8 protein-coding genes are annotated in these 12,409 nt (G+C 41.9%); 6 read left to right on the top strand and 2 right to left on the bottom strand.

Translation table 11 applies throughout. The features are described 5' to 3' along the window. Positions 1 to 14: 14 nt before the first annotated feature. Positions 15 to 821 (bottom strand): alpha/beta hydrolase, encoded by an 807-nt coding sequence (locus tag I6N96_RS12285; RefSeq protein WP_209557840.1) that lies wholly within the window; start codon positions 819 to 821, stop codon positions 15 to 17. Between the two features lie 56 nt (positions 822 to 877). Next, the gene (locus tag I6N96_RS12280) at positions 878 to 2,443 is read right to left on the bottom strand and encodes a PucR family transcriptional regulator (protein ID WP_209557986.1); all 1,566 of its coding nucleotides are present in this window, start codon (positions 2,441 to 2,443) and stop codon (positions 878 to 880) included. A 122-nt stretch (positions 2,444 to 2,565) separates the two neighbouring features. On the opposite strand from I6N96_RS12280, the gene I6N96_RS12275 reads away from it, so the two are divergent. The 6 genes from I6N96_RS12275 (at position 2,566) to I6N96_RS12250 (ending at position 12,308) form a co-directional block, all read left to right on the top strand. Continuing rightward, positions 2,566 to 5,577: a bifunctional FdrA/YlbE family protein gene (locus tag I6N96_RS12275; protein WP_209557839.1), complete on the top strand. Its 3,012-nt coding sequence runs from the start codon at positions 2,566 to 2,568 to the stop codon at positions 5,575 to 5,577. Beyond that, positions 5,570 to 6,397 carry an oxamate carbamoyltransferase subunit AllH family protein gene (locus tag I6N96_RS12270; protein ID WP_245186958.1) on the top strand — a complete coding sequence of 276 codons (828 nt, stop codon included), beginning with the start codon at positions 5,570 to 5,572 and terminating at the stop codon, positions 6,395 to 6,397. Before I6N96_RS12275 ends, I6N96_RS12270 begins: the two co-directional genes overlap by 8 nt. A 79-nt stretch (positions 6,398 to 6,476) precedes the next feature. Then, positions 6,477 to 7,712 (top strand): MFS transporter, encoded by a 1,236-nt coding sequence (locus tag I6N96_RS12265; protein WP_209557837.1) that lies wholly within the window; start codon positions 6,477 to 6,479, stop codon positions 7,710 to 7,712. Positions 7,713 to 7,899: 187 nt separating this feature from the next. Next, positions 7,900 to 8,835, top strand: a complete 936-nt coding sequence (gene arcC / locus I6N96_RS12260) for a carbamate kinase (RefSeq protein WP_209557836.1) — start codon at positions 7,900 to 7,902, stop codon at positions 8,833 to 8,835. Between the two features lie 15 nt (positions 8,836 to 8,850). Beyond that, the gene (locus tag I6N96_RS12255) at positions 8,851 to 10,086 is read left to right on the top strand and encodes a dicarboxylate/amino acid:cation symporter (RefSeq protein ID WP_209557835.1); all 1,236 of its coding nucleotides are present in this window, start codon (positions 8,851 to 8,853) and stop codon (positions 10,084 to 10,086) included. Between the two features lie 482 nt (positions 10,087 to 10,568). Further along, complete coding sequence (locus I6N96_RS12250) at positions 10,569 to 12,308, top strand: ABC1 kinase family protein (protein WP_209557834.1); 1,740 nt, start codon at positions 10,569 to 10,571, stop codon at positions 12,306 to 12,308. Positions 12,309 to 12,409 lie beyond the last annotated feature (101 nt).

The following is a 12,409-nucleotide window of genomic DNA, read 5'->3' as shown; positions in this document are numbered from 1 at the left end:
AAAGAGGGGTTTTTCTATACTAGCCAATCTGCCAGCTTTCCAAAAACCTTGAGGACCTGATCGTCCTGCGTCTCCTTTAAGAAATCGTGTTTTAGATAGTACACAGGGACAAACATGTCACGAGTATTCTTCCGAATCAAAGCCTTACTATAATGAAAAGGAACCTCTTGATCCGCAGTACTGGCTGTGCTGAAGATAGGCGGGAATGGCTGTCTCTGCGTCTCAGTTATTGTGAAGTCTGCACTTGTCTGTTCTGTTATCCCGTAGTAGCTTGCCAACTTTTGATGTTGTACAGCGTAGATATATAACAGGTAACGCTGCAGCAAAGGATCGTCCCAAACTGGAGAGGTAGTATCGATTGCCTGAATTTCCTTTTCTGTAACAGGGATATCAACTAATTTTCTTTCGCTTGTAATAAATGATAAATCTGTATAACCGTAAAAATTGATCAGCTGCTCTGGTTGTTCTTCTGGTTCGTTCTCTATTAAGTATCTAGTCAAAAGCAGCATAAGATAACTACCGGCAGAACGTCCGCAAAAGCTGAAGGGGGCGTGCTCAATCTGATCACAGATAGCATGGAAGGTTTGGACTAATGCTGAGAAAAGTTCTGTTAAGGTATTGTTTGGTGTTAACAGGTAGTCCATCGTGATCACCGTATATCCTTTATCCAAAAACAGCTGTTTCAATTCCTTTGGCAAGTCGTTTTTACTGCCGTAAACGAGACCTCCGCCATGAAAATAAATCATGTATTTCTTGACCAATACATTTGCATGAAACAGCTCAATCGTTTCGCCTGTAGTGAGTTGTATTTTTTCCGACATGATGCAGTCTCCTTTATAGTTTTGTTAGAGTTGTTTGATTGTTCCCAGAGGTATCTTTACGACTTTTTCATTTTCAATAGATAGGCTCCTATTTCAAAGTTCAGAACCTGTGTGGGATTTGTCAGATCGATTTCCAGATAATCTTCTATTTTGTTTAAACGATAACGAATCGTTTTGGAATGCAGAAACATGGTTTCTGCTGTTTTTTTATAGTTGCGATTACTTTTAAAGAAGGTATAGAGTGTTTCAAAAAGATCGTAATTCTCAAGGCTTAAAGCAACCAGCTTAGAAGGAATCAGTTTTTCAATTGCCTCTAATTGATTGTCATCCATGAAATAGCGAAATATCCCCAGCTCAGAAACTGTCACGACCTGATCGATGTAAAAGGCCTGATTGAAGCGAATCGTGTCAAGACATTCAATCAATACAGCCTTCAGCTCTTCTTTCTTTTTAACCGAACTGACAGCAAAGGTCAGCTCTTCATATTCGTCAAACACATCTTTAAACATGCGCTTCAACTCATTTTTTTGAATCGCCTGTTCAGGGGAAGCCAGATTATAAAGCAGCACCAGATAGTTGTGGTGCTCAAAGAAAATCACATGCTCCTTCAATGTCCTCAAGGAATTACGAATTTCCTTTTGCAGCAGCTTGCTGGTCAATGTGTTGGTTGAGAAGGCGACTCCTTGATAATAGGGATAACTGTTCATGTCAGCCTCATTCAGCAGGCTGTTCAGCTCGTCCAAATTTCCCGGTGTATTCTGTAGGATTGCATCTGCCAAATTGTTCAGTCGTGTAAATCGGTCTTTTTTGATTAGGTACTCCATTTGAAGTTTTTCTTGTAAAATATCGATCGCATTTTCAATGATCATCAAGTCGGTCTCTTTGAAATCTGCATCGGTTTGATAAACTAGCAGAATACATTTATCTGTGTATTGATTGAGGATTTCAGCTTTCAAAGCAGTGATTTCCTGTGCGCTCTTTTGGGAAAACAATGTCAGCAGCTCATAATGATTTTTAGTAAATTCAGTATTTTTCATTGTGGTCTGACGTGTTACAACCAACTCCTCGTTGAGTGTACCATAAGTAATATTGATTCCGCGATCAGGAATTTTTAAGGCGCAGTCTTTTTTGATCAGCAGATGAAATTCACGCATGATTTGGTCGAAGGAGGAGAGATTTCGCTCGATCTTTGTAAACCGTTGTCGAACATCATAATAAGTCCGTAGAACATGGGACTGGTAGTTGAGCATTGGTTCATAGATTGCCAGCATGATTTTTTCATAGGTCAGGTCCTGTTCAACCTTGATCAAAGGGATTTGAAACTCAAAGCAGAGATCGATCAGCCATTCAGGAATCATTTTGATCAATCGATCCATTTTTACAACCAGTCCGCTGATTCCGATGTTGTGCATTTTTTCAAAAAAATCAGTCAGCTCTTTTTCTTCAAGGTTATTGAAGGCATAGAAAGAAGTGAGGATCAGCTGATTCTGCTTGCTCCATTTTTCAATATCGATGGCTTCCAAGACCATCGCTGAGTCAACCTCATTTTCCAAGCCAATCTCCCCAGTCAATAATTTACTGGTTTTAAAAATCTCAAGGGACATCAATTCTTTTATTCTCATCATTTTCTCCTTTTTGCGCTATTTGGATAAAAACACCTTCTCTATTTTAGAATATCATCTAATGTAAACGCAAACAACAAGTTTTAGAATATGAGTGTAAAGAAAAATAGAGGAGGATAACGATGCTAAAGACAGTTATTTTAAAAAATAATTATCAGGATTCGATTAATTTGATGTTGCTGACCAACAGCATCAATGCGCTTGATGAAGTGACGATGAGTCAAATCATGATGGGAACTGATGCCAATAAGGATATACTTCAAAATACGGATCTTTTAACGAAGGAGGCGGCTTCTGCGTCACCAAATGATTTAATGATTGTTGTAGACAGTGATCAGGAGGAAATCATGGATCTGGTGCTGCCGGCTGTTCATGCGTTCCTTGATGATTTGTCGGCGAAAGGAAGTAGTGAGAAGCAAAGTGTATCTACATCATGGCAGGAGGCTCTTGAGCGTTTGCCGGATGCCAATGTAGCATTATTCAGTATACCGGGAGAATACGGTGCACCTGAAATGGAAAAAGCCTTGAACAATGATTTACATGTGTTTTCTTTTACAGATAATGTAGCGCTTGAGGATGAGGTGCGCTTGAAAAAGCTTGCCCATGAAAAAGGCTTGCTGATGATGGGACCTGATTGCGGGACAGGAATTCTTTCCAGTATCCCGATTGCCTTTACTAATGTAATCAGTCCGGGAAATATCGGTGTAGTTGGTGCTTCAGGCACTGGGATTCAGGAAGTGACGACAATCATCGATCGTTTGGGCGGCGGTGTAGTTCATGCAATCGGTACTGGTGGTCGTGATTTGAGTGATAAAGTTGGCGCGGTCACTGTGAAGGATGCCATTGTTGCTTTGGAAAATCATGAACCGACCGATGTGATTTGTGTCATTTCCAAACCGCCGGCAAAAGCGGTTCGTGATGAAGTAGTGCAATTGCTTCAAAGTGTTTCCAAGCCTGTCGTTGCAATTTTCCTTGGTGAAAAGCCCACAGAGCATGAGGGGAAAGTCTATCTTGCACATACGCTAGAAGAAACAGCGAAAATTGCTGTGGCATTGGCAAATGATGAAGCAGTTCAGGAAAATTATCAGGAGGCGATCGTAAAACCAGCTGTTCCGATATTATCAGAGGACAAGGTTGTGAAGGGGCTGTATTCCGGAGGCACACTAGCTGCAGAGGCAGGGATGTTGATTTCAGAAGCATTGAATCTGGAAGGGCTGATTAAAAAAGAAGGATACATTTTGCAGTCACATGGCTATGATGTGATCGATTTAGGCGATGATATCTATACACAAGGGAAACCCCATCCAATGATCGATCCGGATGTACGAATCAGTAAAATTCATGAATATGGACAAAATCCACAGACGGGTGTGATCCTTCTTGATGTTGTTCTCGGATATGGCGCACATCCGGATATGGCGAGAGCTCTGCTTCCTGCTATTCAGGAAGAACAGGCGAAAGCGAAGGCGGAGGGTCGAGAATTATACTTTGTGGCAACTGTTGTTGGGACAACAAAAGATCCTCAGAATTATGAAGCAACGGTTCAATTGTTGGAAGAAAATGGAGTGTTTGTACAGGAAAGTAATGCTAAAGCTGTCCAGTTGGCATTGATGCTGAAAGGAATCGATTTGAAAGAAGTGGATAAAAAACAAATTCCATATCAAGGGGAGACGGTAGAAATTCCACAGGTCAGCGACAAAGTAATGGATCTATTGAATACGAAGCCGCGAATCATCAATGTTGGACTTCAAAGCTTTAATGAATCGATTCAGGAATTTGGCGGGAAGTCTGAGCAGTTCAATTGGAAGCCTCGTGCGGGCGGCAACAAGCGAATGATCAAGCTCTTGAATGAACTGGATAATTACTCAGAAGAAATCGAGCAGGAAAATCAAAAGGTCACAGATAAAATCAAAAATGCACAGCCGTTTCTTGTCGATGTCGTTCCTGCGAAAAGTGTTATTCCGGAATTAAATGAAACACAGAAGACATTGCTTCATGCCGGACCTCCGATTCGTTACGAAGAGATGACTGGACCGATGAAGGGCTCTTGTATCGGTGCAGCGCTATTTGAAGGCTGGGGAGATAATGAAGTGGACGTCAAGAAGATGCTGGAAGCCGGAGAGGTTCGTTTCATCCCATGTCATCATGTACATGCAGTAGGACCAATGGGGGGAATCACCTCTGCAAATATGCCGGTACTGGTCGTTGAAAATCGCTTGGATGGCGCAAAAGCTTACTGCACAATGAATGAAGGTATCGGGAAAGTGCTGAGATTTGGCGCTTACTCTGAGGAGGTTGTTACACGTCTGGCATGGATGCGTGATGTTTTAGGACCAACGATTGCTCAAGCGTTGAAAAAAACGGAAGAAGGCATCAATCTGAATGTATTGATTGCACGTTCAATCACAATGGGGGATGAATTCCATCAACGAAACATCGCAGCATCTCTGAATTTCCTGAAAGAAATCTCACCATTGATCATCGAGCTAAGCATCGATGAACAGCAGAAATATGATGTTATCAAGTTCCTGGCAGATACAGATCAGTTCTTCTTGAATATCATGATGGCTACTGGAAAGGCAATCGTTGATACAGCAAGACAGGGAACGAAGGGAACGATCGTCACAACCATGACACGTAATGGTGTTGATTTTGGTGTACGAATCGCAGAAACCGGTGACCGTTGGTATACTGCTCCGGTAAATACACCAAAGGGTTTATATTTCACAGGGTTTACTGAAGCGGATGGGAATCCGGACATTGGCGACAGTGCCATCACAGAAACGGTTGGAGTAGGTGCGATGGCGATGGTAGCTGCACCGGGAGTCACACGTTTCGTCGGAGCGGGCGGTTTTCAGGATGCATTGGAAATCTCAAATGAAATGGCTGCAATCTGTGCCGGACATAATCCGACCTTCACGATCCCAACCTGGGATTTTCAAGGTGCATGTCTGGGTATTGATATTCGTAAGGTTGTTGAGACAGGAATCACACCGATCATCAATACAGGGATCGCCCATAAAAAAGCCGGAGTTGGTCAAGTGGGTGCTGGTACGGTAAGAGCACCGCTGGGCTGTTTTGAAAAAGCTCTGGAAGCCTACGCTGAAGCGCTGGGCATCCGAATTGATGACTAAGATACGAATCAGTGAAGGAATCTTTCCGATTGATCGGTTTGGAAAAATGGGCAAAGTGCACAGTGTATTTCAGCATTCCTTCAATATCAAAGTCAGTGGACAGCTGATCAATATCTCGAGTTATCCAGATTATCTGTCCGGCTTTGGTATCTATATACCTGATTTTCTATTTCAGGAAGTTTATCCCTATATACAACAGGGAAATATTGTAAAAATCGTCAATGAGGAATTGTCTGTCTATAGTTTGACAGGTGTCAGATCGATTTCGTTGAGCGAAGTGGAGGTCGTCTCCCTGAACATCACCTGCTTCACGATTCAACAAACCCAACTATCCCAATTGACAAAGATGCTTGAAGCCTGTCATTTAGAAAAAACGATCGGCTTAGAGTATGATTCTAAAGCAATGGAAGTTTTTGGTTGGCTTCGTCATGCTGAGGGGATGTGTTCATCCGCTGATTGGCAAGAGGTATTGACCTATTTGATTGGACGCGGGAAAGGGTTGACCCCTAGCGGTGATGATATCTTAACGGCTTATCTTTCTATTCTATATTTGGTTGGTGATCCGCAGGCTGAAGTCTTGGCTTCAGCCCTCACCAATCATGAACTGTCGACAACTGATATCAGTAACGCCTACATTATTAGTTCTATCCATGGTTATGTGAACTCATTAGTTTATCAATTATTTTTAGACTTACAGAATCAGGAGAGTATAGAAGTACTGGAAAGTGCGGTTGAGAGAATCAGAGAAATTGGTCATTCATCAGGAACAGATTTGTGTTTTGGGTTATTACTGGGACTTCAAAAAATAAACAATAGATGAACACGATGAAATATGCGAGAGTGATGCTCCTTGCGGCATAGATTATTTCGTGGGATTCATATGGAAATGAGGAGAAATTATGGAGAATACAGCAGTAAAAGTAAACGATCATTACTGGAAAAAAGTTGTCGCCATTTTCTTTGTCGGTTGGATATTGATGTATGCGACACGGACAATTTTTAATCCGATCATGGGAGTCGTCGGCGAGCAATTTGGTTTAAGCAACACACAACTGGGGTTAGCGAACAGTATGTTCTTCCTGACCTATGCGATTGCACAGATTCCTTTCGGGATGATTGGAGACAAAATCGGTCGTAAGTTAGTTATTGCTATCGGTTTCGTGGTGCTAGCTGCTATGACTTATTTAAGTGGACTTGCAACGACATTCATCATGTTCTTGATGATCCGTGCGTTCGCCGGTATCGGTCAAGGGGCGTACTATGGCCCGCAATATGCGTTGTCGACAGAAGCAATTCCTACAAACAAACGAACATTAGGAAATGCAATCATCAACAGCGGGATGGCCTTTGGTACATCAGGCGGATACTTGCTTTCAAGTAAATTGGTTTTGGAAAATGGGGAGCATTGGAGCAAGCCGTTCTTTATCATGGCAATTCCAACATTGATCGTAGGGATTCTATTCTATACAGTTTTGAAGGAAAAAGTGATTCGTCCGGAAGATGAAGGCCAAAAGCATGCTGAAAATGGAGTAAAAGAGAAGATTTCATTGAAGTCGATATTCTCTAATAAAAATTTATTGGCAGCCTTTATTCTATGTTTTACCAGTATTTATGCCAACTTTGTGATCATTACATGGCTGCCGCAGTTTCTGATTGCGGAACGTGGTTTTGAAGGTGCAAGTGTCGGTTTCATCTCTTCTCTTGTACCATGGGCGTCTATTCCGGGCGCATTGATCTTCGCTCGTTTGAATGATAAGACTGGGGCAACCAAACGATTGGTATACACATTAGTTCCTTTAGCAGTATTATCAGTTTTCTCTATTGCATTTGTTACGGATCGGACATTACTGATTGCTGTACTGATCCTTTATGGATTGACTGGGAAATTGGCGCTTGATCCAATCCTAGTGACATTCGTTACTAAGAATGCACCAGCAGGAGCATTGGGAACAACGCTAAGTGCATATAACTTTATCGGAATGTCTGGTTCTATTCTGGCACCATATGTCACAGGTTATCTGGCAGACTCTGTTGGGTCGATGCAAATTGGTTTCTACCTGTCCTGTGTTCTCTTGATTCTTGGATTGCTGGCCTTTGCTGTACTGGCTAAAGTCAAACCATTGAAAGAGCAGTAGTGACGTTTGGGTGCGAGCTGAGCTCGTCTACCTTTCTTGATTATCCAGCTTCACAGACTAACGTTCTCAACAATAAGATAGCTGTCCAATGCTGATAAAGAGCATCAGTATGTCAAGCTTCTATATTGCTCTGAAGCTGGCTAGCCTGCTCCGCTTTTCTTAAACAAAATAAAAAAGGAGTTTTTCTATGAGTTTGAATGTTATCGCCTTGGGAGGAAATGCGATTCTGGAAACAGATCCGACCGATGAAGGGCAAAAAGCAGTAATAAAGCATGCAGCGAAGTCAATTGTCGATTTTGTAGAAAATGGGGAAGAGGTCATTGTTTGTCATGGCAATGGTCCCCAAGTAGGCAACTTGCTGCTTCAGCAAAAAGCCGGGGAAGATGAAAAAAATCCTGCGATGAAGTTGGATTCCTGTGTCGCCATGACACAGGGGAGTATTGGGTACTGGCTCCAGAATGCGCTGATCAACGAGTTTGCCAAACGAGCTGTCGCAAAATCGGTCGTCTCGATTGTGACACAGATCAGAGTAGATGAAGCAGACCCATCTTTTCAGGAACCGACAAAGCCAATTGGTCCGTTTTATAGTAAAGAAGAAGCTGGAATCGAGTCTGAAAAGGACGGTTCTATTTTTAAAGAAGACGCCGGTAGAGGATATCGTAAGGTTGTTGCTTCTCCTATTCCACAAGAAATCGTAGAGAAGGAAGCGGTTCAAGCGCTGGTCAATGCAGGAATATTGACGATCTGTGCTGGGGGAGGAGGCGTACCAGTCATTAGAAATGGCAATCAATTGATAGGTGTAGAAGCGGTAAATGACAAGGATTTTTCTGCCAAGGTATTGGCGGAAGCCGTCGAAGCAGATCGATTGATCATTTTAACCGGTGTCGATAATATCTATATCAACTATAATCAGCCGAATCAAAAAGCATTAGAAGAAATCACCGTTGCTGAAGCGGAGGGATACATCAACGAAGGGCATTTTGCTGCAGGAAGCATGTTGCCGAAGATCGAAGCTGCGGTATCCTTTGTGGAAAATCATGCAAATCGGAAAGCGGTCATTACATCGATCGAAAATCTAAAAAATATCAGTGATGGTGCAGGGACGACAGTTATCGGCAAATAAACGGGGGAAAAAACGATGGTACCAAAGAGAATTTCTATGATTACCCAAATCGTTATTGCAGTGATACTGGGCATTATTTTTGGTCTGGTTTTACCAGACGCTGCGCACTATTTGAAGCTGGTTGGAGATATTTTTCTAAAATTGATGCAGATGGCGATCCCTTTACTGGTGCTGGGACAAATTGTTCAAGCTGTTGGCGGAATCAAGCCTAAAGAGCTGACAAGTCTTGGAGGACGTACCATCCTTGTTTTCGGTATATCCTCTTTCCTCGCTGCTGCCTGGGGCATTGCTATGGCTGTGTTCTTGAATCCCGGAGTTGGCGTAACAATGGATCGAGTGGAAGATTCGTCCATAAAGGCACGGGAGCTTTCGTTGACAGATACACTCTCCGGATTTTTTCCAAAGAATATTTTTGAGTCCTTAGCTGAGGGTTCGATCATTCAAATCATTGTGTTTGCACTCTTTTTCGGATTAGCGTTGAGCAAGTTTATGGCTAGTCGTCCGGAATCAAAGCTGTTTCAGCTGATCATCGACTTCAATGATGTGATCATCAATATTATTCACTATGTGATGTTTCTTGCGCCGTTTGGGATTTTTGCTCTGATTTCTTCAACAATCAGTAGTTTAGGGATAGCGATCATTTTACCGCTTTTGAAATACCTGCTGGTCTACGGGATTGGAACGGTTTTGCTTTTAGGGATTTGGATCGGCTTTATCAGTGTGTATTGCAGAGTGAGTCCGATGAGGCTGATTCAAAATATGAAAAGTATGTCCATCATGGCGCTGGCAACGACCTCGTCGGCAATCACTTTGCCGATTGCTATGGAGGAATCTCGTAATAAGCTGGGACTAAGTGATCGAATCACCAATCTTGTACTGCCGCTGGGTATGTCGCTGAACAGTAATGGTTCTGCAATGCATATGAGTATTACGGTCATGACGATTGCCCAGATGTATCAAATGGATTTTGATTTTCAACGAATGATCTATTTGGCGATAACAGCTACCTTTGTGTCTTTGGCAAATGCAGTTGTTCCGGGAGCGGGGCTGGTTTCCTTAGCCATCATCGTTCCTCAGATGGGGCTGCCGATCGAGAGTATTGCAATATTCGCCGGAGTGGAATGGTTTGTGGGGATGCTGCGAACAATATTGAATGTAAACTCTGATGTATACTCAGCAATTGTTGTTGCAAAATCAGTCAACGAAATTGACTATAAAGTGTTTAATGCTGGGACAAAAAAAGAAGGATAGAAGATACATGTAAAAAAAAAGAGAGTGGGACAATAATCTGTTGCCACTCTTTTCCATACCCTAAATCCGAATAAACGGCGAGTCAGAAGCAGCTCCTACGACAATAAGCCGGAATTCAACAAAAATTTGTGAAACAATTTTCGTGAATTCCGGCTTATTGCTTGTAGCTAAACACTTCTGTCTCAGCCCCTTTTTCTTTCAGATCGCCATGAGATTCAACACATACAAAAAAATGAGTGGAGAAATCACGCCCCACTCATAAAAAGGAGTATTACTCATAAGAGTAATGAAATAAAAGGTTGTTGGTTAGTACCTTTATATAATAATATATTCATTACACAATGTCAAACAAAATGTTTTTTATTTATAACAAAAATAGAATTAATATAATGAACAATTAGTGAAATGCATCAAGTGGTAAGTCATTTGCTCAATAGACAGATAACAGGTACTATTAAGGGGATAAGAAGGAGGGAATAGCGATGGAAACAACTTCTGCAAGTCCAAAGAAATATAAAAAGAGTACCAGATTCAGGCAGATCACGGGAGTGTTTATGAAGTACAATGTGTTGCCGAATATTATGAAGCAGACCCATCCGGAAGAGGTTCGAAAGGCATTTGAAGAGCTGGGTCCTACATTTATCAAAATTGGGCAAATGCTTTCTGTTCGAACAGATATTTTACCTCCTTCTTATACAGAAGAGCTGAAAAAGCTGCAGGATAACGTGAAGACGGATGATTATTCAGAGGTCAAGCAGATTGTTGAAACAGAAACAGGTCAAGCGATAACAGAGCTATTTTCTTCCTTTGAGGAAGCGCCGATTGCATCAGCATCTATGGGGCAAATCCATAGAGCTGTTTTGCAGACGGGAGAGCTTGTGGCAGTCAAGGTGCAGCATGTCGGGATACGTGAAGAGATCATGTTGGATTTATCCTTATTGGAACGAGCACTTCCACTGATCAAATATATACCGGAATCAAAAGTAATTGATCTCAAGGATATTTTCTTAGAGATCAAACAGTCTCTACAAAAAGAGCTTGATTCCCTTCAGGAAGCCGCAAACGGCGAACGCTTTTTTGAGTTGAATGACGGCTGGGATATCATCAGAGCGCCGAAAATTTATTTGTCCCACAGCACAACGAAGGTTTTGATCATGTCGTTTGTTGAGGGGAAGAGCATTCGAAGCTTTTTCAGAGATCCTTCAAAGCAAGAGGAGCATCCAAAGCTAAGAAAAGAATTTGGGGATACACTGGTTCGGAATTTTATCAAACAGGTATTTGAAGACGGCTTTTTTCATGCTGATCCTCATCCTGGTAATATCTTCGTTCAAAAGGTTGACGAAGATAAGGAGGAAACACGGATTCTGAAGGATCGACAGATGAAAAAAGATTTTGGCAATGTCGATTTGGGTTTTCTTTATCGTGAAGAAGAGCCGCTATTGCCGTATCGTCTCGTCTATCTTGATTTTGGCATGATGGGGCAGCTGAGTGACAGTATGATCAAGAAGCTGACGGCAGTCATGGATAGTCTGTATAGAAATAATCCCAAAGCGACAGGCAGAGCAATTTTGCAGATTTGTCGGCAAATCGGACCGATGGATGAGGAACTATTTTATGAGCAGTTAGGCTCTTTATTGGATCGGAATTATGGTGTAAGTATTGGTGAACTGAATTTACAGACACTCTTTCTTCAGATCATCGCGATTTGCCATGAGAACAACCTGCAGGTGCCTCAGGAGGTAACGATGCTGGTCAAAGCTGTGATAACCTTTGAAGGAATGATTCGGGAGCTGGACCCAGATATTTCTTTGGTAGAGATTTCAGCTCCCTTTGCACAGAAATATTTTACTGAAAAAATCGATTGGTCAATGGAGTTGAAGCGTGCAGCACTGGATATGCTTTATTCAGCTAAGGCAGCGCCACAGATCCCTAGTCGAGCATTAGATGTATTGGATGATTTGGCAAAAGGAAAATCGAAGGTTAATGTGGAGTTGAAAAAGCAGGATGAACTGTTGAATCGTATCGAAGGAATGGTCAATCGTCTGGTCATCGGATTGATTCTATCGGCATTAATTATTGGCTCTTCTATGTTGGTTGAATTTCATGACGGTCTTACAGGGCAATTTGTTTCCATCTTAGGGATTTTAGGCTACGCCATTGCTTTCTTTGCTATTCTCTTCTTGATTTATGATATTTGGCGAAAGCATAGAAAAAGAAAGTAGCTGGTATGGATTAAAGCAGATGAAGATAAAAAAGGGAGAACACCTTCTTAACCGAGGTTTAGAAGGTGTTCAAGGGGAGATAGTTAGAAAGAAGTTTACTA

It is taken from the genome of Enterococcus larvae, assembly GCF_017830045.1.
GTDB classification, from domain to species: domain Bacteria; phylum Bacillota; class Bacilli; order Lactobacillales; family Enterococcaceae; genus Enterococcus_L; species Enterococcus_L larvae.
This window is presented reverse-complemented; position numbering and strand designations above follow the sequence as displayed.

Excerpts from the sequence above, each read along its gene's own strand:
- I6N96_RS12285 (WP_209557840.1), bottom strand. The coding sequence starts at position 821 with ATGTCGGAAAAAATACAACTCACTACAGGCGAAACGATTGAGCTGTTT.
- I6N96_RS12280 (WP_209557986.1), bottom strand. The coding sequence starts at position 2,443 with ATGAGAATAAAAGAATTGATGTCCCTTGAGATTTTTAAAACCAGTAAA.
- I6N96_RS12275 (WP_209557839.1), top strand. The coding sequence starts at position 2,566 with ATGCTAAAGACAGTTATTTTAAAAAATAATTATCAGGATTCGATTAAT.
- I6N96_RS12270 (WP_245186958.1), top strand. The coding sequence starts at position 5,570 with ATGACTAAGATACGAATCAGTGAAGGAATCTTTCCGATTGATCGGTTT.
- I6N96_RS12265 (WP_209557837.1), top strand. The coding sequence starts at position 6,477 with ATGGAGAATACAGCAGTAAAAGTAAACGATCATTACTGGAAAAAAGTT.
- arcC (WP_209557836.1), top strand. The coding sequence starts at position 7,900 with ATGAGTTTGAATGTTATCGCCTTGGGAGGAAATGCGATTCTGGAAACA.
- I6N96_RS12255 (WP_209557835.1), top strand. The coding sequence starts at position 8,851 with ATGGTACCAAAGAGAATTTCTATGATTACCCAAATCGTTATTGCAGTG.
- I6N96_RS12250 (WP_209557834.1), top strand. The coding sequence starts at position 10,569 with ATGGAAACAACTTCTGCAAGTCCAAAGAAATATAAAAAGAGTACCAGA.